The organism is Nicoliella sp. ESL1106, assembly GCF_058509965.1.
The window spans coordinates 1,313,495-1,334,840 of the sequence record NZ_CP196340.1 but is presented as its reverse complement, the minus strand read 5'-3'; the positions used below and the strand labels follow the sequence as shown (position 1 = coordinate 1,334,840).

The following is a 21,346-nucleotide window of genomic DNA, read 5'->3' as shown; positions in this document are numbered from 1 at the left end:
GGTTTTGTTGTTTTGGATAAGATTGTTGTGCAGGGTGGCAATCGTTTAACTGGTGAAGTACATATCGAAGGTGCTAAAAATGCTGTTTTGCCTTTGTTAGCTGCTTCGATCCTCGCTAGTAAAGATAGAGTAACCCTCGATAACGTTCCATTGTTATCAGATGTATATACAATGAACGAAGTCCTTCGTTTTTTAAACATTAAAATTGAATTCAATAAAAATAAAAATCAAATTATTTTGGATGCTTCTAAGAATATTTCATCAGAAGCACCTTTTGAATATGTATCAAAAATGAGAGCTTCAATTGTTGTGATGGGTCCATTATTAGCCCGCTTGGGTCATGCAAAGATTGCCCTACCAGGTGGTTGTGCGATTGGATCGCGACCAATTGATTTACATTTAAAGGGGTTTGAAAAATTAGGGGCTCGGATTGAACAACATGACGGGTATGTCGAAGCTTTTGCTGAGGACGGCCTTGTCGGTAGTGATATTTACCTTGATTTTCCAAGTGTTGGTGCTACTCAAAACATTATGATGGCTGCTACCCTTGCTAAGGGGAAGACCACCATTCGCAATGTTGCCCGTGAGCCAGAAATTGTTGATCTGGCAATGCTCCTTAATTTAATGGGTGCAAAAGTGGTTGGTGCTGGGACTGAAACACTTAAAATTGAAGGTGTTAAAGAGTTGCACGGTGCTGAACACAGTGTTGTACAGGATCGGATTGAAGCTGGGACTTTTATGGTGGCGGCTGCAGCCACCCAAGGTGACGTTTTGGTTCTGGATGCGATTGCTGAACACAATAAGCCATTGATCGTTAAAATGCGTGAAATGGGCGTTACGATCATCGAAAGAGATGAAGGAATTGAGGTAATTGGTCCTAAGCAGCTAAAGCCGACCGATGTTAAAACGATGCCTTATCCTGGTTTTCCGACTGATATGCAACCGCAAATGACAATTTTGCAATTGTTAGCCAATGGGACCAGTACGATGACTGAAACGGTTTTTGAAAATCGTTTCATGCATTTAGAGGAACTACGGCGGATGAATGCTCATTATACAATTAATGGTCGGACCGTCGTAATGCAGGGTCCAACTGATTTTAACGGAGCTGAAGTTTCTGCAACTGATTTAAGAGCTGGTGCGGCATTGGTAATTGCTGGATTGGCTGCTAAAGGAATTACAACTGTTGGTCATCTACAGTACTTGGACCGTGGATACTATAACTTCCATGGTAAATTAGCTGCTCTTGGTGCTAAGATTAAGCGAATTAATGTTAGTGAAGATGGTAAAATCATTTTAAAACAAGGGACTAAGGAAAATAGATAATAATTGTTTTGAATTGTAAAGGAGTTCTTTAGAACTCCTTTTTGTATATGTTAACTAATATAAACTATGCTATAATTAATTAGTTGCATTAAAAGTTTTTTTCAGGAGGAAATTGCAAGATGGCAAAAGACATCGGCATTGATTTAGGGACTGCCAACGTTTTGATATATGTTGTTGGTAAGGGAATTGTTTTAAACGAACCCTCAGTTGTAGCTGTGGACGTTAAAACTGAAAAAGTATTATCAGTAGGAAGCGAAGCTTATCGGATGGTGGGGCGGACACCTAGTAACATCCGGGCCATCAGACCTCTAAAAGATGGGGTTATTTCTGACTTTGACGTTACTGAAAAAATGCTTTCTTATTTTATTAATAAATTGAACGTAAAGGGCGTTATGTCCAAACCAAAAATTATGATTTGTGCGCCTACTAATATCACTAACATTGAAAGAAAGGCAATCATCCAAGCCGCTGAAAAATCTGGTGGCGGTAAGGTCTATCTAGAAGAAGAACCAAAGGTTGCTGCAATCGGTGCTGGAATGGATATTTTCCAACCATTTGGAAACATGGTAATCGATATGGGTGGTGGAACTAGTGATATCGCAGTCATTTCACTTGGTGATATCGTTGCAAGTAATTCGATTCGGATTGCTGGTGATAAGATGAACAATATGATCGTTAGCTACATTAAGGATAATCATGGTTTGATTATTGGTGATCATACTTCAGAACGCATCAAGATCGAGATCGGGACTGCTGTTAAGGATAAAAAAGATGAAATTCGCACTATGGAAGTGCGGGGACGGGATGCACTCTCTGGAATGCCACGCTCGATTACAATTGATAGTAATGAAATCTGTGATGCACTTTCAGATGCCGTTGATACCATTGTAAGTGGTGCAAAGGACGTCTTAGAGGTGATCCCACCAGAATTGGCTTCGGATATTGTTGATCGTGGAGTAATGCTCACCGGTGGTGGTGCATTATTACGTAAAATTGATCAAAGAATATCAGATGCTTTAACGGTACCTGTGGTTATTTCTGAAAAACCACTTGATAACGTTGCAAGGGGTGCTGGAGCACTGCTTGAACATATTGATAAAACTGAAAGCAAATAATTATATTAGAGAGTAGGTGTTTATTTGCGTAGGCTTTTAATTATGATGGTGCGCGGGTATCAAAAAATTATTTCACCGTTATTGCCGCCTAGTTGCCGCTACTCACCAACATGCTCTGCATATACGATTACTGCAATTAAGGAACACGGGGCACTTAAGGGAATCATCATGGGGATGGCACGTATTTTAAGGTGCAATCCCTTTGTTAAGGGTGGTTACGATCCCGTTCCAAAGTACTTTACAATTTTTAGAAATAAGCGCGCACGTGATGAATATCGGCGTTCAATGAATTTAAAGTAGTCGCTCATGTGATCCGACTACTTTTCTTTTTAGGGGGGATATCATGAGTAAAAAGAAACAAAATATTGAAGTTAATATTACTGAAAAAACTAATTCGAAGGGATTTTTAATTCAAACGTTAAAAATTAATTCAGACGTTATTGGTGAGATTACAACCTCAGATACTGGAATTGTAGCTGATTATCGTCATAAAAAAACCTTTCCTGTAAAATCAGTTGATGAAGGAATTGAAAAGTTAATTAGTGAGTATAATTTACACCATTAATAATTAACGTCAATATGATAGTCGAGGAGGCTTGATTTCATTGGATCGGACTGATGATGAAAATAGCAAAAACGATAGAGATAATCGAATTGATTGGGGAATCATTTTAAGTGTAATGCTTCTAGCGGTAATTGGGATCGCTTCGATTTATGTTGCCGTGTCACACGATAATAATTCTTCGAGTGTAGTTAGTAAGTTGATTCCGCAAGTTCTGTGGTATGCAATTGGAGCGGTAGCTGTAGTCGTGATCATGCAATTTGATTCTGAACAACTTTGGAAATTAGCACCATTAGCTTATTGGTTCGGAATTGCGTTATTGGTGTTAGTGCTCTTCTTCTATAGTCGAGCGTACGCTGCACAGACGGGGGCGAAAAACTGGTTTGCAATTGGGCCCTTTACTTTTCAACCATCGGAAGTAATGAAGCCAGCATATATTCTGATGCTGGCAAAGGTAACCGTTGAACATAATGATAAATACACCCATACCCCCAAAAACGATTTACTTTTATTATGGCGGATGGTTCTTTGGACCTTACCAATTGTTATTTTAATGAAGTTACAAAATGACTTTGGGACTATTTTGGTGTTCGTTGCCATCTTTGTTGGGTTTATGGTTGTTTCTGAAATTACTTGGAAGCTTTTAGCGCCACTATTTGGGGCGGGAGCACTTGTCGGATTGGCTACATTGTGGTTAGTGACCTCCACTCCAGGACGTAATTTATTGACCCATTTTGGTTTTCAACTCTATCAATTCCAACGAATTGATAGTTGGTTGAACCCTTCTGCTGATACCACTAACCAAGGTTATCAACTATGGCAAAGTATTAAAGCCGTTGGTTCAGGGGGGATTACTGGAACTGGATTTAATGTTTCTAAGGTATACGTTCCAGTTCGTGAATCAGATATGATCTTTTCAGTCATCGGAGAGAACTTTGGTTTTATTGGGGGTTGTATTTTAATTTTTATTTACTTCCTCTTAATTTATCAAATGATTCGAGTTACTTTCGATACTAGAAACGTTTTTTATGCATATATTTCGACTGGGGTTATCATGATGATCTTATTCCACGTTTTCGAAAATATTGGAATGAGTATCGGACTATTACCATTGACTGGGATTCCACTTCCGTTCATTAGTCAGGGTGGATCTTCGTTGATTGGTAACATGATGGGAATTGGATTGATAATGTCGATGCAATACCATAATAGAAGCTATATGTTCAGTCGACGGCCTAAGAATTTTTCATAACTAGATTGACATTAGATTAGTTAATTTGTATACTATAAATTAGTAAGTTAAAGATGAGTAAATGGTTAGCAAACAGTCAGAAAGCTTTCGGTCGATGTGAGAAAGCGTTGCATTCATTGAAGATGGTCTTTACAAAATAGTTTACGGTGAGTCGATCGATTAGCCGTCAATGATTAACGACCATTATATCGTTAAGTAAAATTACTTGTTAAGACTGCTACTGCGAAGTAGTGGTAAATAAAAGGTGGTACCACGAAAACTCTTCGTCCTTTCCCTAGGATGAAGAGTTTTTTTATTTGAGGAGGAAATTAAGTTGATTAAGTTTAAAGATGTATCAAAGGTCTTTCAGCTTAAGAACAACCAATTAATGGCGGTCAACGACGTTAATTTAACGATTGACGACGGTGATATCTTTGGAATTATTGGTTATTCTGGAGCTGGGAAGAGTACGTTAGTGAGAATGTTAAATGGTTTGGAAACTCCAACCACAGGGTCTGTTGAAATCAATGGTCATGATATTGCCAAGCTAAGTGGGCGTGATTTGCGAGAACAACAAAAGCAAATTGGGATGATTTTCCAACACTTTAACCTACTATGGTCACGGACGATCATTGAAAACGTGACGTTACCCCTAGAACTCGCCCATGTGGATAAGGCAACGCGTGAACAAAAGGCCAAAAAGCTACTAGCATTAGTGGGCTTAAAGGGTCGTGAATCAGACTATCCTTCAGAATTATCAGGTGGTCAAAAGCAAAGAGTTGGGATTGCTAGGGCGTTGGCCAACGATCCTAAGATTTTAATTTCTGATGAAGCAACTAGTGCTTTGGATCCCCAAACCACCGATGAAATCTTAGACCTATTGATTAAGATCAATAAGGATCTCGGCATCTCAATTGTTCTAATTACGCATGAAATGCATGCGATTAGAAAGGTTGCTAAAATCGTGGCCGTAATGGAAAATGGTGAGATCGTAGAACGCGGGACGGTGAGTGAAATCTTTAATCATCCCAAGCAAGCAATTACCAAGCGCTTCGTTAGTGAGAATGATACTCCTGATGGTAGCGACACGATGATGGCATTGGATGAGTTAGTGAGCCGTTATCCAAATGGATCGATCATTAAGTTGATCTTCAGTGGTGAACGTTCGCAATCACCAGTGGTATCACAAGTTGCTAAACAACGGCCAAACCTAGAAATTAACATTATTGAGGGGGCTTTACACCCAACTCAAAATGGAACGATTGGGGTATTAGTCATTCAATTACTTGGTGATTCAGAAGAACAAAGAAAAGCATTACAAGACTTTAAAGAATTAAAAGTAGAAACGGAGGTCATTAGCCGTGGGTAATCAAGGGTTAAGTTCTTATTTTCAATTTAAAAACGTTAATTGGCCAAATATGTGGGCAGCAACCTGGGAAACGATTTGGATGACTTTAGTGGCAATGATTTTAGTTGCGGTAATCGGAATCGTATTGGGGCTCATCTTGTTTGAAACACGCGATAAAAAGGGATTTTGGTATCGAGTATTGAATATCGTAGTTTCAGTATTGGTCAATATCTTTAGATCGATTCCATACATTATTTTGATCGTGTTGTTATTACCAATTACAAAGAACATCGTGGGAACGATTATTGGCCCCACCGCTGCAATTCCTTCATTGGTCATTTCAGCAGCACCATTTTATGCGCGAATCGTTGAATCTAACTTCCGTGAAATTGACAATGGCGTGATCGAAGCAGTGAAGTCAATGGGAGCCACGAACTGGGAAATTATCTGGAAGGTATTGATTCCAGAAAGTACTCCTGCATTGATTGCCGGTGCGACCGTGACTACGATTTCATTGATTTCATACACTGCCATGGCCGGAGCCATCGGTGCTGGTGGTTTAGGAAACCTAGCCTACCTTGATGGATTCCAATCGAACAATAATAGTATTACCTTAGTGGCAACTGTCATTATTTTGATTTTTGTCTTTATTGTGCAATACGTTGGGGATGCATTCGTTAAGGGCACTGATAAACGAGGACTATAATTAAGGGGGTACAACAATGAAAAAAGTCGGTTTCTTTCTTTCCTTAATTATTGCGTTTATTGCGTTGCTAGTGATTGGACCCGGTGAAACACATTCTAAAAATTCATTGACCATTGGGGCTTCAAATGTGCCCCACGCCCAAATTTTGAATCACATTAAACCAGAATTGGAAAAAGAGGGGATTCATTTGAACATCCGAGTTTTCCAAGACTACGTATTGCCAAATAAGGCACTTGCTTCTGGTGAACTAGATGCCAATTACTTCCAAACGATTCCATTTTTGGATCAATGGAATAAGCAAAATAATGGCGACTTAGTTGATGTGGGGGCCGTTCATTTGGAACCAATGGGAATTTATTCTAAGAAGGTCAAAAGTCTGAAGGGCTTAAAGGATAACGCTACCATCTTGGTAAGTAATAACGCTCCTGATTATGGAAGAATTTTACAATTGTTCCAACAGGCGGGATTAATCAAAATCAAACCTGGCGTTAGCATCGAACAAGCGAACTTCTCAGATATCGTAAGCAATCCCAAGCACTTGAATTTCAAGACTGGATATGAACCAAAGCTACTTCCCGAGATCTATGAAAACGGTGAAGGTGATGCGGTCGCAATCAACGCTAACTACGCGGTGCAAAGTGGTTTGAATCCTAAGAAACAAGCGATCGCGCTTCAAAAGAGTGATCCACATTCGCCATACAATAACATCGTCGTAGTCAGAAAAGAAGATCGGAATAAACCACAAATTAAGAAATTAATGAAGGTGCTGGAATCCAAACCAGTTCAAAAATGGATTTATGATCACTATAAGGGTGGGGTTGTTCCTGCTCATAAGTATTAATACGCAAAAGGATTGGAAATTTTTTCCAGTCCTTTTTTGTTTGACTTTTTTAATATCTATATGTATAGTTAGTTACATAAGTAATTAACTGATTATTAACAGTGAAGTTTTGAAGGATGTGAGAATCAATGCAGTTTGACTTTGATAGTGCAGAGCCGATTTATTTACAAGTGGCTAACCAGATTGAAGATGCTATCTTTACGGGAGCGTTTCCCGAGAATGAACAGATTCCATCGACGACTGAAATATCAAAACAGTTTCATATTAATCCAGCGACGGTATTAAAGGGGATGAACATATTGGTGAGTGAAGGACTATTAGAAAAACGGCGTGGAATGGGGACGTTCGTTACCATTGACGGTCAAAAAAAGGTGGTTGAAAAACGGCGGGCTAAGTTCTATGACGATTTTATCTTAGACCTAATTAATGAGGCCGATAAATTAAAGCTAAATCAAGATGATGTTTTGAAATTAATTCAACGGGGGTATCAAAATGAGCACGATTAAAATTGAGCATTTAAACAAGCATTTTCACAAACAAAGCGTATTGAATGATATTAACTTAACGTTTGAATCCAATCAAATTTACGGCTTATTGGGGCGGAATGGAGCAGGGAAGAGTACCTTGTTGAACATCGTTACCGACCGTATCTTTGCTAATTCCGGGCAGGTGAAGCTGGATGGGGCCGTGATGCACGATAACGGCGATGCGTTGTCCAAGGTCTTTATGATGAGTCAGGATAATTTGTACCAAGAATCAACGAAGGTCAAAACCATCATCAAGACGACTGCTGCGGTTTACGACGGCTTTGACCAACGCTTAGCTGACGAGTTGATCCATAAGTTCGATGTGAACGTTAAGACTAAGTTCGGCAAGTTATCGACCGGGTACCATTCAATCGTGAAGCTGATTATTGCACTATGTGTGCCAGCCGAAGTGGTGATCCTCGATGAACCGACATTAGGCCTTGATGCTAACCACCGTGAGTTGTTCTATTCCGAATTGATTCAATCCTACAGTGACCATCCACGGACGTTCATCATCTCGACACATTTGATCGACGAAGTGGCCAACATCGTTAGTGACGTTGCCATTATTGACCATGGTGATGTAATCGTGAGTGGGGACAACGAATCGGTTTTAAAGAACGCCCATACGATCACGGGACCGGAAAAAGAGCTCGACGAGTACTGTGCCGGGTTGAACGTTATCGGTACTAAGCAATTGGCGAACTTAAAGACGAACTACGTTTACGGACCACTCAATGATGACCAACGGATTCCTGATACGGTCAAGATCGAAGGGCTGGATTTACAAACGCTGTTCATCTACCTAACGAAACGGAAGGGGGAGTTAGAAAATGATGACTAATCGAATGAAAGACTTACTCGTCGTGAGCATCAAGGACTATTTAAAGGTTTTTGGATTCCTGGCCTTATTATTTATCGCTTTTTTAGCTGTCCTTTTAATCTTTGACAATTTATTTGACGGTGGTGATGCACCTTCGATCCGCTCGATGCTAACTTATTTTAATTTTCCGCTTTTATTTTCGGCAGCGTTGATTTTTAGTTACTTTGATCAATGGTTCTTGATGAAGGTGCAAAATGGTTTTGCTAGGGGCCAGATTTTTAAGAATGATTTCTGGATGATTACATTAATTACTGCTTTCGTTACCATTTTGGAACGCATTTTGCACCTAAGTTGGCTGGGTTCTAATCCTACTTACAATGGCTTTTTTACGAATCCATTGGTAAACTTTTTAGCCCTTTTGATTATATCATTTTTAGGGAACTACTTATTATTTATTGCAGCCGAATCTTTAGGGGCGTTTTTGAACCTGTTTTCGAAGAAAATACGGAATTGGATTGCAATATTAATTGTATCTGGCTTTTTGTTCGTTAGTATCTCTTTATTTAATGAAGCGGCGTTTGGAGTTGGAATGTTGGTCTCGAATCACGTTATTGATACTCAGACGGTTGAAAACATCTTGAAATTAACGATGAGCGTATTATTTGGGTTTAACGAACACGGCGCCTGGAACCCACTCAACATGATCGTGACGATGTTGGTGGGTGCTGGATTGCTGACTTGGTTGGCTCGCTTTATTATCTTGCGCGTCCAGGTTCGCAGAAGTTAGGGTGTCGAAAAAGAGAGGGGGGATTAATAATGGATAGTCGATTAAAGGCGAGTTTGAAAATTGACCTTAAGAGCTTTTTAAAATACTTGGGTTGTTTTATTTTGGGCCTATTATTAGTTAAATTAATTATTCCTGGGGGATTTAGTTTAGCTAGTGGCCATGGCTTATGGTTGTCAAAGAATGATGTTTCTTCAATTCCTGAATTGATACTATTACTTAGTACGGTCTTTATTGGGATTAACTTTGATTTAGCTTTTAAAAGTAAAATTCAAAACAGCTTTTCTAGAACCCAACTATTTAAGAATGATATGTTATTGATTGTTGCGTTATCGGTTGTGATTGCATTTTTAAATCGGGTTTTTAATTTTAGTTTGATTGACGATACGTTTAATTCATATAATGGTTTCTTTTCAATTGGCTTTTTGAATGTGATCACTATTTTTATTATCAGTATCCTATATGGCTACTTTTTACTTTCAATTGGTGAATTTTTAGGAGCGTTCTTCAATTTATTTTCTAAGAAAATTAGAAAGTGGATTGTGATTCTATTCTTTGTCGGGTGGGTAATGGTAACGGTTGCGTTGTTTAGCATTACTGCAATTGGAATCGAAATATTCGTTGCCAACCATTCGATTGACTCCGATACTATTGATAATGTTTTGACAGCTATTTTTAATTTATTGTTCGGCTATCGGCGTGATGCACCATCTAATCCAATTAATTTGATCATCACATTACTAGTGCTGAACGGCATTTTAACTTTGTTAATTCGGTTTATTATTCGTCACTTACAACTCCATCGGAACTAAAAATTATCCTGAAACGTAACTATTCTATTAATTAATATGCTATAATGAAGTTTCTGAGAACGATAGATAGGACGGTAAAAAAATGACAAAGAAAATGCACGTTGCACTCCTCTTTGGGGGTAACTCTTCAGAACACGATGTTTCGAAGCGTTCAGCTCATAATATTTACGATGCAATGGATAAGAATAAGTACGAAGTCAGCTTATTCTTAGTGACTAAGGATGGCTATATCCTTAGCGATGAAGATTCCCATCGCGTTTTTGATGGTGAAGATGAAGATACAGTAGTGGCATCTGTAATGCCTAATGTTGACCAATCAGATCCATTGGCTAATATTGCTAACCTTGGTAAGATCAAGGATGTAGACGTTTTCTTTCCTGTAATTCACGGAAATTTGGGGGAAGATGGGACGATTCAAGGCCTCTTTAGACTCCTGCAAAAGCCATGGGTCGGCAGTGGAATCTTGGAATCCGCAATGGCTTATGATAAGGACATCACTAAAAAGATGCTCAACCTTTACGGCGTTCAAAATACCAAGTATGTTTTATTGACTCCTGATAACGAACAGGACTATTCATACGACCGCCTGGCCAAAGAACTTGGTCCTAAAATCTTCTTAAAGCCTGCTAACCAAGGTTCATCAGTTGGGATTCATGAGGTGAACAATGCTGAGGAATACCAAGCTAGCTTAGCAGATGCTTTTAGATATGATTACAAGGTCTTGGCAGAAGAAGCCATCGAAGGTCCTGAAGAGCTTGAAATTTCCATTTTAGGGAACGAAAAGCCAATTGCTTCTAAGTTAGGGGCGATTCGGGTACCAGAGAACGACGAATTCTATACTTACGAAAACAAATTCGTGGATGCCAGTGAAGTGAAGTTCGATATCCCAGTGCAAGTTTCTGAAAAACTAGCCAATCGAATTACCGATATGGCATTGACTGCCTATAAGGCACTCGGTTTAAAGGGAATGGCACGGATCGACTTCTTAGTTTCTAAGGATGAAGAACCTTACTTGGGAGAAGTTAATACCCTTCCTGGGTTCACTAACATTAGTTTATATCCACAACTATGGGGTGCTTCTGGAATTTCTTACACCGAATTAATTGATCGCTTAATTGAATTGGCCTTCGCTGAATATGCGAGAAGACAAAAGCTCCATTATGACTTTACTCCCCTTGGGAAGGAAAAGTTATCTAAATAGTAAAAAAACATCCATTTTTGGATGTTTTTTTCATTATTAGCGTATTTAATAATATGGGACTAAATTAAAGGGGGCAAATGCAATGGTATATCGTTGTAAATGGGCGCAAAAGGATCCGCAGTTAATGGTCTATCACGATGTTGAGTGGGGGGTCCCAGAGTATGATGATCAAAAATTGTTTGAGTTAATGACGTTAGAAATTTTTCAAGCGGGATTGAGTTGGCTGACGGTGCTAAAAAAGCGGGCGGCGTTACGCAATGATTTTGCTAACTTTGATTTTGAAGTGGTTAGTAAATATGGTGATGATGATTTTGAAAGATTGATGGGTGATGCAGCCATTATTAGAAATCGCGCGAAGATTCAAGCCACGATCGATAATGCTAAGGTCGTGCAATCGTTATCAACATCTGGACAATCCCTTTCTGATCTTTTGTGGCAAAATACCAATAAAAAACCGCTAAATCATTTTAGAAAAACTGTTGAAGAATTAGATGTAACTGATTTTGTTAAACCGTACGTTAAACAGTTCAAACAACTGGGCTTTAAGCGCTTAGGGCCAACAACGATGTATTCTTTTTTGCAGGCTGCTGGGGTCGTTAATGACCATGAGACCAAGTGTTTTAGATACCAACAAATCATAAATTTTGATAAAAGAGATTGCTAATTTTAGTTAATATATATTATGATGATCTAAAAGGAATAGGAGACATTCATGGAACCAATTAATACGTATAATATTGATAATGGCTCTATTAAAATATTAGGTAGCCAAATTAGGAGAAAACGTAAACAACTTGCTATTTCTCAATCTGAACTTGCCGAGGGGATTTGTACGCAGGGATTGATCAGTCAGATTGAAAATAAAAATATTTCGCCGAGCATTGACACCATTTATAAAATTTGTGAACGCTTAGACTTAAGTGTTCATGATGTAATTACAAAGGGAAAAACTAAAAACAAGACCTTAGATAAAGTTGAATCAGCTATTTGGAATCGTCAGTATGCTAATGCCGATCAGTTGATCCAACAAATTAATGTTACTAACTTAGCCAATCGAGAACTGAAATGTCGCTATTATTGCTACTTAGGAGATATTCAATACAAGCTGAACTTAGACTATGAAGCTGCGATTAAAAACTTTAACGAAGTGTTAATCAAGTATAGTGGCATCAATAAACAAAACCTTTATACAACTTGGGCCCATATTGGAATTGCTAAGGCCTATTTGATGCTTAAAAACCAAAATCAAGCAAATCAATTTAATGAATTAGCACGTGCATATCTTGAACTGCATCAGTTTAGCTTACGTAAAAATTTTAAATTACTAGTGAATATTTACGTTGAAGCGATTAATTTGCACCATGAATTATTAAAATACGATGAAGCAATGCTCTTAAGCACAGTGGCATGTCAATTTTTGCTTTCTGTAGATTCAATGTATCAATTAGGAGCATTGAACTTAGCAATGGCACGGAGCTTGATTGCATCCAATGCGCATCAAAAAGCAATTAGTTATTTAGATCGAGCCCATCATTTTGGAGATGTCAACGATGACTCCCACATTGTTGATCAAGTTCATCAGCTTAGAAATCAAGTTATTAAATAAAAATCACCTTCCTTGAACGTTCGAGGAAGGTGATTTTTTATGATTGTTATTTCTTTTTATTAATCGGTTGGTTATTTTGATCAGTTCTAACGATTAAAACATCACAGTTAGCAGCTTTACTGACATAATCAGTAACTGATCCCATCATTAACCGTTCAAATGCACTTAAACCAGTGGCACCCATAATGATTACATCTGTATGGTATCTTTCTGGGACTTCTCTTGCGATGACTACTTTGGGAGCTCCATATTCAATTGAATAGTCAATGTTAGTAACTCCTGATCGATTGGCTTGATCTAGATAATCATCAAGGATTTTTTTAACGTTTTCGGTTGCTTCTTCAATCATCGAGCTATCAAAGCTAGAAATATTTTGAAATGAACGCGTATCGATTACGTGGACCATGTGGATACTAGCCTTAGTTTCACTAGCAATTGCAACGGCTTTATCGAAAGCTAGTTTAGCCTCCTTGGAACCATCAACAGGAACTAAAATGTTTTGGTAGTTACTTAGCATACTATCGCCTCCAAATATATTTTAAATTAGTTAGTAATTAAATCAAGCTAAAGCAACTTTATTTTTTGCCAAAGTATTGTGCCATTGCAATCTGAAAACCAATGACTAAAAAGCAGGCAATGATCATCATCCAAAATAATAGTTTATCATTAGCAATGAAGAGGGGAATTAGAAAACATCCCCCACAGATGATGAAAATGATCCCAAAAACCTTTACTAATAAACTCAGTGCGGGAATGCTTTCGGGATGGAACACTAAGAATGGTTTGTTTTGATGTCTAAATAAAAAGATACCAATTCCAAACATAAGTGCCGCAAAAATAATCGTTAAGATGATGACTAACATAAATTTCTCCATTCTATTTCAGATAGCCACGTTGGGCATTCTGAATTTTTTGATACTGATTACCAAAGGCTCTTTCATATTTCCCATTAGCCTTTGGTTGGTAGTAATTAGCGTTTTTAATCTGATCAGGTAGATATTGTTGTTTTACCCAATCACTAGGGAAATCATGTGGATATTGGTAGTTAAGCCCATGGCCTAACTTTTTAGCACCCTGATAATGGGCATCCTTAAGGTAGGGTGGAATTTCACCAAAGTTACCATTTTTAACATCTTTAATAGCAGCATCAATTGCTGAGATTCCAGAATTTGATTTTGGCGAGACGCAAAGTTCAATAATAACGTCTGCAAGCGGAATCCGTCCCTCTGGTAAACCGAGTTTATCCACTGCTTGCACTGCCGTTACAGTCCTAGCACACAATGGTGGGTTTGCTAGACCGATGTCTTCATATGCAATCACCATTAATCTACGCGTTAAAGAGTTGATATCACCAGCTTCGATTAATCGTGCTGCATAATGAAGAGCGGCATTAGCGTCAGACCCACGGATTGATTTTTGAAATGCTGAAATAACATCATAATGGGCATCTCCATTTTTATCAGCACTGAGCAGCTTTTTTTGTAAACAATCCTCAACGTCTGATAATCGAATGTGGATTATACCATCTTTACTAGGGTCAGTTGAATTAGCTGCTAGTTCCAAAGCGTTCAATGAACTTCTTAAGTCACCATTGGTAGCGGTAGTTAGTAGCGCTAGTGAGTCTTCATCTAATTGAATCGATAACTTACCGAGTCCATGCTCAGAATCATTTAATGCTCGATTGATCGCACTTTTAATATCTGATGGGGTGAGCGGGTATACTTGAAAAATTGCAGTTCGGCTTCTAATTGCTGGACTAATATTAATATATGGGTTTTCGGTAGTAGCACCAATTAAAATGATGCGCCCACTCTCTAGGAGTGGTAATAAGAAATCTTGTTTTGTTTTATCTAATCGATGGATTTCATCTAATAACAAAACCACGGTGCCACTCATTTTAGCCTCTTCGGCAACGATTTGTAGGTCTTTTTTAGAATCAGTTGCGGCGTTTAGTTTGCGAAATGCATATTTAGTAGAACCGGCAATGGCACTGGCGATACTGGTTTTACCTGTACCAGGGGGACCATATAGGATCATTGATGAGAGGGTCTTTGCTTTTACCATTCGACTGATAATTTTGCCTGGGCCAACTAAGCCTTGTTGACCCACAATGTCCTCAATTTTTTGAGGACGCATACGATATGCTAAGGGTTGCTGCAAAAAATGGCCTCCTACTTAAATAGATTTTTAATTTTATCAATAAATGAAGTTGGTTTTTGATCTTGATTATTATTAGATTGTTCGGAATTAAATAAGTTAGGGTACTTTTGACGTAGTTCAACGGGGCTAACGTTGATTGCATCAGAAGCGGCATAAATGACTCCGTAACTATCTGGTTTATTGAAGTAAAACGAATCGTTTCTAATTGTGAATTTTACGTTGTTTTGAGATGCAATCTTCATGAAGGGGCCAATGGCATCTTGGCCAGCCTGTCCGTTTACCAAGACTTGGTAATCAGGATGGTTCTTAATTTCAGTTTGGAGGGCTTGTTGGGCCTGTTGTGTCCCTAGATCTTGAATGGTGATTGCTAAAGAAACCCGTTCTCTAAATGTTCCAAGGTACTTTCTTTGTTCATCTGGATTTAATTTTGGAGTACCAACTGAAGATTGCTCTAATCGATTGTTTACTGAGTTATCATTATCTGACATTTGAATCCCTCGCTTTAATTATTTGATAGTTAGATTGTATAACAAAAAAAGTGTTTCGCGAAAGCGAAACACTTTTTTGAATCGAAATTCATCCTATAGCTTGTTGTAGTATTCAACAATAAGTGATGAATCGATATCAGCGTTAAGGTCATCCCGTTGTGGTAAACGGTTTAATGAACCTTCAAGCTTATCTGCATCAAAGGTAACGTATGCTGGACGACCAACAACGGCTTCAACAGCATCCTTGATGATTTGTAAGTCTTTTGACTTTTCACGAACGGCAACCACTTGGTTAGGTTCTACTTCATATGATGGAATATCAACACGCTTACCATCAACAGTAATGTGACCGTGGTTAACTAATTGACGTGCTTGACGACGAGTAGTTGCTAAACCTAAACGGTAAACAACGTTATCTAAACGACGTTCAAGAAGGATTAAGAAGTTATCCCCATGGGTTCCTTCCTTAACCTTACCCGCACGAACGAATAAGTTTGAGAATTGACGTTCAGTCATACCGTACATGTAACGAAGCTTTTGCTTTTCACGTAATTGAGTACCATATTCTGAAAGTTTTTGACGACGACCTTGACCATGATCACCAGGTGCGTAAGGACGACGAGCTAATTCTTTACCAGTTCCTGATAAAGATACACCAAGACGGCGAGAAATTCTCCAACTTGGACCTGTATATCTTGACATAAATAAATTCCTCCAATTATTTTTTGGAGTAAAATAATCCGTATATACACTTAGTATTCGTGCATATTGCTTTGCAATGTTCACCTCAGCAGCCGGAGGGTTACTTATTGAACCAGAGTGGCAACAATATGTTGACGAGCTTACCGTGTACTGCTGCATTATTTTACACAATTACCTATTGTATCTGGATCTAACTATTTTGTCAAATGTTCAGCAAAAGTACTTACAAATTGGCTTAAGACGGCCTCATCTTGAGCTGAAAACCGATTTTCAACTGGCGCATCGATGTCCAAAACCCCAAATGGTTCACCGTTCGAAAAATTGATTGGTAGCACGATTTCAGATTTACTATTTGCATCGCATGCAATGTGTCCTGGAAATTGATGAACATCAGCAATTCTTAAAATTTCATTATTTTTGAATGCGGTTCCACAGACCCCATTTCCATTTTGAATGTGGACGCATGCGACCTTTCCTTGAAATGGACCTAACAGCAATTCATCGTTCTTCTTGACGTAGCGATAAAAGCCCGCCCAGTTGATCTGATCAAGTGATTCGAAGAGAAGAGCGGATGCATTAGCCATGTTGGCGACGGAATCTGTTTCGTTAGTTAATAGTGCATCTAGTTGTTGTACAAGCATTGATTTAGAACTCATTATTTTAAATTCCTCCAAAATAAACTTAAAAAAATATCATATGTTATAATTTTAATTGATTAGTGATTTTTATCTCAATATTGGCTATAATATAATGAATAGTATCAATTTACGGACGAGAAATAAACTAAAACGGCTATTTATGTTTAACAAAGGTGTGGGAGCGTATATGGAAAATTCAGCTGTAGGGATATTGGTTGCGATTGTAGTGGTAGTCCTAGTCATCTATCTTGCAATTGTTGCTTACCAACATTACATATTAAAACAAATGAGGGTGCTTGAAGCTAAGTTCGAGCAGGTTCAATCAGTGCCAATTCAAGATGAACTGGATGATGCTAAAAAAATGAATCTATCCGGAGAAACCCTGGAGCAATTGAATGGATATGATGAAGGGTACAAAGAGATCATTAGTGATGATTTCGTTACGATTACTGAACATCTAAAAGAAGCAATCAAGATTAGCAAGACTTTGAATTTCTTACGGACGAATCAAATTTACCATTCAATCAATCGATTGATCGGTGATGTTACCCAGCGGGTGCAAATGATTCAAGCGGGATTAGCTCAAATTAAGGATTTGGATAAGCGTCATCAAAAAATCATTCAGGATTTGAATCAAAAATACAAGCAGATGCATTCAACATTGCTTAGTAAGAACTATCTTTATGGTCCCACTACTGACAACTTGGAAATTCGTTTGACTAAGGCGGAAGAAAAGTTTAGTCAGTTTAAGGAATTATCTGAATCTGGTGATTATGAAAGTGCTGAGAAGCAATTACCAGAATTATCTGGGCAAACTGATCAATTACAGGCTTTTTTAGATGAAATTCCTAAGATCTACAAAAGTTTGACCGCTGAGTATCCAGAACAAGTTGCAGAAATTAAGCAGGGGCATCAAGAGATGGTCGCTGCTGGGTATCATTTTGCTGATGATAACATTGAGGGAGCGATTGAATTTGTTAATCAACAAATTCAAAAGAGCTTAGATAACTTAAAGGATTTAGAGTTAGCCCAAACTAAGAGCAGCAATCATCAAATTGATAAAATGATCGATCAACTCTACGATGCGATGGAATTAGAAATCACTTCTAAAAAGCGCGTCCAAAAACAAATTGACGTTATTTCAGCGTTTATTTCACACGCCCAAAAGCAAAATATTGCTTTGATGAGTGAGTTGAAACAACTTGATAAGAACTATGATTTAGATCATCAAGAAATTGAAACGACCCGTGAATTAGCAGAACAAATCAAAGCAATCGACATCACGAATCAAAATGATTTACAATCAATTGCTGATAATGATGCTGTTTATTCTAAAATTTCGGAACACATTAGTGATGCTAAAAAAGCGTTAAGTCAAATTGAGGCTCAACAAAGAGAAATTGACGCTTCCGTTTCTAATTTAAACGAAGAAGAAGAAGCGGCCGTAAATGCCATCCAAAATTTTGAATTGCAAATGCACACCATGAAGCGAAAAATGGAAAATCTCAATTTGCCTGGGATTCCAGATGATTATATGGATGCCTATACATTGGTTAGTCGCGAAATTCAACAACTATCCCAAGATATGAATCAAACTAAAATTAGTATGGACACCATCAACGAGCAAATTAGTGTAATTAAGTCCGACGTCGATAATTTATTGGAACGAACGAATACGCTATTAGATAGCGCAGTATTATCTGAGCAAATGATGCAATATGCGAACCGCTATCGCAATAGCCATCCTGATATTGCACAAGCAAGTCAACGGGCTCATTATTTATTCGATAGGGAGTATCAGTACGAAGAAAGTTTAAACGTAATCGTAACGGCTTTGAATACGATCGATCCTTCGATTTATCAAAGAATTCAAGATGCTTATTATCGTCATAAATAATTAGCTAACTAAAAGTAACCATTTATGTTAATCTAATAACATAAATGGTTTTTTTCTGTTATAATATAAAGTTAGAATTTTAAATTGGCCGGACTAATAATTTAAAAGAAGGTTTATTATGATTTATTTTGATAATAGTGCAACTACTAAGGTGGATCCTGCAGTATTAAATACTTACGATCAAGTAAGTGATAAGATTTGGGGGAATCCTTCTAGTTTACATCGCTTTGGTGAAGAAGCATTTAATTTATTGAATCAATCACGCAAACAAATTGCTGATTTATTAGGTGTTCAATCAAATGAAATCTTTTTTACCAGTGGTGGAACTGAGGGTGATAATTGGGTCTTAAAGGGGACTGCCATTGAAAAACGGAAGTTTGGTAAGCATATCATTACGACTGCTGTTGAACATCCAGCGATTCATGAAACTTGTGAACAACTCAAACAATTAGGGTATGATGTTACCTACCTTCCTGTTGATAAGGAGGGGCGGATTTCAATCGCTGATCTAAAAGCGGCAATTCGCAAGGATACGATTTTAGTGTCGATCATGGCCGTTAATAATGAAATTGGAACGATTCAACCAATTAAAGAGGCGGCTGAAGTGTTAAAGCAATACCCTAGTATTCATTACCACATTGATGCCGTGCAGGGAATCGGAAAGGGCATTTCTGATTTGATCATGAATGACCGCGTTGACTTTATCACGTTCTCCGGCCACAAGTTTCATGCCCCCCGTGGAATTGGCTTTATCTACAAGCGCGCTGGAAAGAAAATTGCGCCATTAATGACTGGTGGGGGCCAAGAACACAACCTCAGAAGTGGGACTGAAAACTTGCCAGCAATCGCTGCAATGGCTAAGGCGGTCAGACTCTTGTTGACCGACGAAAAAGCCAAGGCCAAAAAACAAGCTGATATTAAATCAACGATTTATAATCATATTAAGGATTTTGATAAGGTAACGATTTTTTCTAAAAATCAACCTAATTTTGCTTCCCACATTCTGTGTTTCTCAATTTTAGGGGTTCGTGGTGAAACGATCGTCCATGCATTCGAAGACCATGATATTTACATTTCGACGACGAGTGCATGTTCTTCAAAGGATCACGTGCCATCAGCCACGTTGACTGCAATGCAAGAACCAACAGAACTATGTACCAGTGCGGTACGTGTGTCATTGGATGCGAATAATACAATCGAAGAAGCAGTTGAATTTAACCGCGTTTTCGATCAACTATACAAGAAATTTAGCAAATTAAGCTAAGGAGGTACCAATGCAATATAGTGAAATTATGGTCAGATACGGTGAATTATCCACCAAGGGTAAGAACCGAAAAGACTTTATTAAGCAACTAGGGAAGAACATCCGCCATGTGTTGCATGATTTCAAGGATATCCATGTTAATCCGCAACAAGATCGCTTGCACGTGGATCTACATGGTGAGGATTACGATAAGGTAATTGAACGGCTTGAAGGGGTGTTTGGAATTGAGACCCTGTCACCTTCGATCAAGTTGGATAAAGATATTGACCATGCCAAAGAAGTCGCTCTTCAAATGGTCAAGGACCAATACCAACCAGGCATGACCTTTAAGATCAACACGATCAGACAAGACAAGAACTATCCACTAGATACTTATGATATTAACGATAAAATGGGTGGTTACATCATCGAGAACGTTGACGGTATCAAGGCCAAGATGAAGCAACCAGACATTGAGATCCGAGTGGAAATTCGGATGAACGGAATCTTTCTCTCCAGTGAAACAATCAAGGGTGCAGGAGGCCTACCAGTTGGAACTGGTGGTCGAGCAACAATGATGCTATCTGGTGGAATCGATTCACCAGTGGCGACCTACCTAGCCATGAAGCGCGGGGTCAAGGTCGATATGATCCATTTCTTCAGCCCCCCATATACTAGCCCCCAAGCCTTAGCAAAGGCCAAGGAACTAACTTCTCAAGTTGCGAAGTTCGGTGGTAATATCCAATTTATCGAAGTGCCATTCACGGAAGTTCAAGAAACGGTGAAGGAAAAGGTCCCAGAAAGTTATTTGATGACGATTCAACGGCGGATGATGCTTAGGATTGCTTCTGAAATTACCCGAAATCGTCATTGCAAGGGTGTCTTTACCGGTGAATCATTAGGGCAAGTAGCTTCCCAGACCTTAGAAAGCATGATGGCTATTAACGACGTTACGAACCTGCCCGTGTTACGTCCATTGGTATCGATGGATAAGACGGAAATTATTCGGATCGCTGAAAAAATTGGTACTTACGATCTTTCAATCATGCCATTTGAAGATTGTTGTACTATCTTTACGCCGCCTTCGCCTAAAACCAAGCCGGACCTTGAAAAGACCCGTCATTATGAAACCTATATTGACGTGGATGCTTTGACCAAGAAGGCCATTGCTGGGATTAAGGTCACTGATATCAAGCCAGGCGAAGAATTCTTGAACCAAAATCAAGATGTATTTTCAGAATTATTATAAAATTAGTTGACGATTAGACGCTGATTGATTATGATAGTTACCAAGAAGTAAAATACTGCGAACAAGAGAGTAATTTAAATTGGTGTC

Annotated in this window: 24 protein-coding genes and 1 other annotated feature (1 of these 25 only partly in view); of the genes, 18 read left to right on the top strand and 6 right to left on the bottom strand. The window is 38.5% G+C overall.

Annotated features, from left to right (window positions below; genetic code table 11):
• Positions 1-12: 12 nt before the first annotated feature.
• The 15 genes from murA (at position 13) to ACSVI6_RS05740 (ending at position 12,882) form a co-directional block, all read left to right on the top strand.
• Positions 13-1,326, top strand: coding sequence for a UDP-N-acetylglucosamine 1-carboxyvinyltransferase (gene murA, locus ACSVI6_RS05810; protein WP_491720624.1), 1,314 nt, complete (start codon positions 13-15; stop codon positions 1,324-1,326).
• A gap of 119 nt (positions 1,327-1,445) precedes the next feature.
• Positions 1,446-2,441, top strand: a complete 996-nt coding sequence (locus ACSVI6_RS05805) for a rod shape-determining protein (RefSeq protein WP_491716507.1) — start codon at positions 1,446-1,448, stop codon at positions 2,439-2,441.
• Positions 2,442-2,465: 24 nt separating this feature from the next.
• Positions 2,466-2,741 (top strand): membrane protein insertion efficiency factor YidD, encoded by a 276-nt coding sequence (yidD, locus tag ACSVI6_RS05800; protein WP_491719639.1) that lies wholly within the window; start codon positions 2,466-2,468, stop codon positions 2,739-2,741.
• 43 nt (positions 2,742-2,784) lie between these two features.
• On the top strand, positions 2,785-3,006 hold the full coding sequence (locus ACSVI6_RS05795; protein ID WP_491716505.1) for a DUF2969 family protein: 222 nt from the start codon (positions 2,785-2,787) through the stop codon (positions 3,004-3,006).
• 115 nt (positions 3,007-3,121) lie between these two features.
• Positions 3,122-4,255, top strand: a complete 1,134-nt coding sequence (locus ACSVI6_RS05790; protein ID WP_491720951.1) for an FtsW/RodA/SpoVE family cell cycle protein — start codon at positions 3,122-3,124, stop codon at positions 4,253-4,255.
• Positions 4,256-4,568: 313 nt separating this feature from the next.
• The gene (locus tag ACSVI6_RS05785) at positions 4,569-5,603 is read left to right on the top strand and encodes a methionine ABC transporter ATP-binding protein (RefSeq protein ID WP_491720623.1); all 1,035 of its coding nucleotides are present in this window, start codon (positions 4,569-4,571) and stop codon (positions 5,601-5,603) included.
• The gene (locus tag ACSVI6_RS05780) at positions 5,596-6,288 is read left to right on the top strand and encodes a methionine ABC transporter permease (RefSeq protein WP_491716503.1); all 693 of its coding nucleotides are present in this window, start codon (positions 5,596-5,598) and stop codon (positions 6,286-6,288) included. Before ACSVI6_RS05785 ends, ACSVI6_RS05780 begins: the two co-directional genes overlap by 8 nt.
• Positions 6,289-6,304: 16 nt before the next feature.
• Entirely contained in the window at positions 6,305-7,129 is an 825-nt protein-coding gene (locus tag ACSVI6_RS05775; RefSeq protein WP_491720622.1) for a MetQ/NlpA family ABC transporter substrate-binding protein, read from the top strand.
• 128 nt (positions 7,130-7,257) lie between these two features.
• Positions 7,258-7,635, top strand: a complete 378-nt coding sequence (locus ACSVI6_RS05770) for a GntR family transcriptional regulator (protein WP_491716501.1) — start codon at positions 7,258-7,260, stop codon at positions 7,633-7,635.
• Positions 7,622-8,500, top strand: a complete 879-nt coding sequence (locus ACSVI6_RS05765) for an ATP-binding cassette domain-containing protein (protein ID WP_491720621.1) — start codon at positions 7,622-7,624, stop codon at positions 8,498-8,500. Before ACSVI6_RS05770 ends, ACSVI6_RS05765 begins: the two co-directional genes overlap by 14 nt.
• Complete coding sequence (locus ACSVI6_RS05760) at positions 8,490-9,266, top strand: hypothetical protein (protein ID WP_491720620.1); 777 nt, start codon at positions 8,490-8,492, stop codon at positions 9,264-9,266. The genes ACSVI6_RS05765 and ACSVI6_RS05760 overlap by 11 nt, the downstream gene beginning before the upstream one ends.
• 29 nt (positions 9,267-9,295) lie before the next feature.
• Positions 9,296-10,075, top strand: coding sequence for a hypothetical protein (locus ACSVI6_RS05755; RefSeq protein ID WP_491719635.1), 780 nt, complete (start codon positions 9,296-9,298; stop codon positions 10,073-10,075).
• An 82-nt stretch (positions 10,076-10,157) separates the two neighbouring features.
• Positions 10,158-11,276 carry a D-alanine--D-alanine ligase family protein gene (locus ACSVI6_RS05750; RefSeq protein WP_491716497.1) on the top strand — a complete coding sequence of 373 codons (1,119 nt, stop codon included), beginning with the start codon at positions 10,158-10,160 and terminating at the stop codon, positions 11,274-11,276.
• Between the two features lie 82 nt (positions 11,277-11,358).
• Complete coding sequence (locus ACSVI6_RS05745) at positions 11,359-11,940, top strand: DNA-3-methyladenine glycosylase I (RefSeq protein ID WP_491720619.1); 582 nt, start codon at positions 11,359-11,361, stop codon at positions 11,938-11,940.
• A 48-nt stretch (positions 11,941-11,988) separates the two neighbouring features.
• The gene (locus ACSVI6_RS05740) at positions 11,989-12,882 is read left to right on the top strand and encodes a helix-turn-helix domain-containing protein (RefSeq protein ID WP_491719633.1); all 894 of its coding nucleotides are present in this window, start codon (positions 11,989-11,991) and stop codon (positions 12,880-12,882) included.
• Positions 12,883-12,928: 46 nt separating this feature from the next.
• On the opposite strand, the gene ACSVI6_RS05735 is transcribed toward ACSVI6_RS05740, so the two are convergent.
• The 6 genes from ACSVI6_RS05735 to ACSVI6_RS05710 all read right to left on the bottom strand — a co-directional run bounded on the left by ACSVI6_RS05735 (position 12,929) and on the right by ACSVI6_RS05710 (position 16,888).
• Positions 12,929-13,399, bottom strand: a complete 471-nt coding sequence (locus tag ACSVI6_RS05735) for a universal stress protein (protein WP_491716494.1) — start codon at positions 13,397-13,399, stop codon at positions 12,929-12,931.
• A gap of 58 nt (positions 13,400-13,457) precedes the next feature.
• On the bottom strand, positions 13,458-13,745 hold the full coding sequence (locus tag ACSVI6_RS05730) for a hypothetical protein (protein WP_491716493.1): 288 nt from the start codon (positions 13,743-13,745) through the stop codon (positions 13,458-13,460).
• 13 nt (positions 13,746-13,758) lie between these two features.
• Complete coding sequence (locus ACSVI6_RS05725; RefSeq protein WP_491720618.1) at positions 13,759-15,042, bottom strand: replication-associated recombination protein A; 1,284 nt, start codon at positions 15,040-15,042, stop codon at positions 13,759-13,761.
• A gap of 11 nt (positions 15,043-15,053) precedes the next feature.
• Entirely contained in the window at positions 15,054-15,530 is a 477-nt protein-coding gene (locus tag ACSVI6_RS05720) for a DUF1694 domain-containing protein (RefSeq protein WP_491716491.1), read from the bottom strand.
• A gap of 93 nt (positions 15,531-15,623) precedes the next feature.
• On the bottom strand, positions 15,624-16,232 hold the full coding sequence (gene rpsD / locus ACSVI6_RS05715) for a 30S ribosomal protein S4 (RefSeq protein ID WP_491716490.1): 609 nt from the start codon (positions 16,230-16,232) through the stop codon (positions 15,624-15,626).
• Positions 16,233-16,426: 194 nt separating this feature from the next.
• Positions 16,427-16,888, bottom strand: a complete 462-nt coding sequence (locus ACSVI6_RS05710) for a GAF domain-containing protein (protein WP_491720617.1) — start codon at positions 16,886-16,888, stop codon at positions 16,427-16,429.
• A gap of 169 nt (positions 16,889-17,057) precedes the next feature.
• On the opposite strand from ACSVI6_RS05710, the gene ezrA reads away from it, so the two are divergent.
• The 3 genes from ezrA to thiI all read left to right on the top strand — a co-directional run bounded on the left by ezrA (position 17,058) and on the right by thiI (position 21,259).
• Positions 17,058-18,767: a septation ring formation regulator EzrA gene (ezrA, locus tag ACSVI6_RS05705; protein ID WP_491719630.1), complete on the top strand. Its 1,710-nt coding sequence runs from the start codon at positions 17,058-17,060 to the stop codon at positions 18,765-18,767.
• A 118-nt stretch (positions 18,768-18,885) separates the two neighbouring features.
• The gene (locus ACSVI6_RS05700) at positions 18,886-20,031 is read left to right on the top strand and encodes a cysteine desulfurase family protein (RefSeq protein WP_491720616.1); all 1,146 of its coding nucleotides are present in this window, start codon (positions 18,886-18,888) and stop codon (positions 20,029-20,031) included.
• A 10-nt stretch (positions 20,032-20,041) separates the two neighbouring features.
• Positions 20,042-21,259 (top strand): tRNA uracil 4-sulfurtransferase ThiI, encoded by a 1,218-nt coding sequence (gene thiI, locus ACSVI6_RS05695; protein WP_491720615.1) that lies wholly within the window; start codon positions 20,042-20,044, stop codon positions 21,257-21,259.
• Between the two features lie 48 nt (positions 21,260-21,307).
• Positions 21,308-21,346 (top strand) — a binding site (T-box leader); it runs 176 nt beyond the window's last position.

Bases quoted from the DNA above. Each gene is read 5' to 3' on its own strand.
- ACSVI6_RS05755 (WP_491719635.1), top strand. From the start codon at position 9,296: ATGGATAGTCGATTAAAGGCGAGTTTGAAAATTGACCTTAAGAGCTTT.
- ACSVI6_RS05735 (WP_491716494.1), bottom strand. From the start codon at position 13,399: ATGCTAAGTAACTACCAAAACATTTTAGTTCCTGTTGATGGTTCCAAG.
- ACSVI6_RS05745 (WP_491720619.1), top strand. From the start codon at position 11,359: ATGGTATATCGTTGTAAATGGGCGCAAAAGGATCCGCAGTTAATGGTC.
- rpsD (WP_491716490.1), bottom strand. From the start codon at position 16,232: ATGTCAAGATATACAGGTCCAAGTTGGAGAATTTCTCGCCGTCTTGGT.
- ezrA (WP_491719630.1), top strand. From the start codon at position 17,058: ATGGAAAATTCAGCTGTAGGGATATTGGTTGCGATTGTAGTGGTAGTC.
- ACSVI6_RS05775 (WP_491720622.1), top strand. From the start codon at position 6,305: ATGAAAAAAGTCGGTTTCTTTCTTTCCTTAATTATTGCGTTTATTGCG.
- ACSVI6_RS05710 (WP_491720617.1), bottom strand. From the start codon at position 16,888: ATGAGTTCTAAATCAATGCTTGTACAACAACTAGATGCACTATTAACT.
- ACSVI6_RS05760 (WP_491720620.1), top strand. From the start codon at position 8,490: ATGATGACTAATCGAATGAAAGACTTACTCGTCGTGAGCATCAAGGAC.
- ACSVI6_RS05770 (WP_491716501.1), top strand. From the start codon at position 7,258: ATGCAGTTTGACTTTGATAGTGCAGAGCCGATTTATTTACAAGTGGCT.
- ACSVI6_RS05790 (WP_491720951.1), top strand. From the start codon at position 3,122: ATGCTTCTAGCGGTAATTGGGATCGCTTCGATTTATGTTGCCGTGTCA.
- ACSVI6_RS05795 (WP_491716505.1), top strand. From the start codon at position 2,785: ATGAGTAAAAAGAAACAAAATATTGAAGTTAATATTACTGAAAAAACT.
- ACSVI6_RS05700 (WP_491720616.1), top strand. From the start codon at position 18,886: ATGATTTATTTTGATAATAGTGCAACTACTAAGGTGGATCCTGCAGTA.
- ACSVI6_RS05740 (WP_491719633.1), top strand. From the start codon at position 11,989: ATGGAACCAATTAATACGTATAATATTGATAATGGCTCTATTAAAATA.
- ACSVI6_RS05765 (WP_491720621.1), top strand. From the start codon at position 7,622: ATGAGCACGATTAAAATTGAGCATTTAAACAAGCATTTTCACAAACAA.
- ACSVI6_RS05730 (WP_491716493.1), bottom strand. From the start codon at position 13,745: ATGTTAGTCATCATCTTAACGATTATTTTTGCGGCACTTATGTTTGGA.
- thiI (WP_491720615.1), top strand. From the start codon at position 20,042: ATGCAATATAGTGAAATTATGGTCAGATACGGTGAATTATCCACCAAG.
- ACSVI6_RS05805 (WP_491716507.1), top strand. From the start codon at position 1,446: ATGGCAAAAGACATCGGCATTGATTTAGGGACTGCCAACGTTTTGATA.
- ACSVI6_RS05750 (WP_491716497.1), top strand. From the start codon at position 10,158: ATGACAAAGAAAATGCACGTTGCACTCCTCTTTGGGGGTAACTCTTCA.
- ACSVI6_RS05720 (WP_491716491.1), bottom strand. From the start codon at position 15,530: ATGTCAGATAATGATAACTCAGTAAACAATCGATTAGAGCAATCTTCA.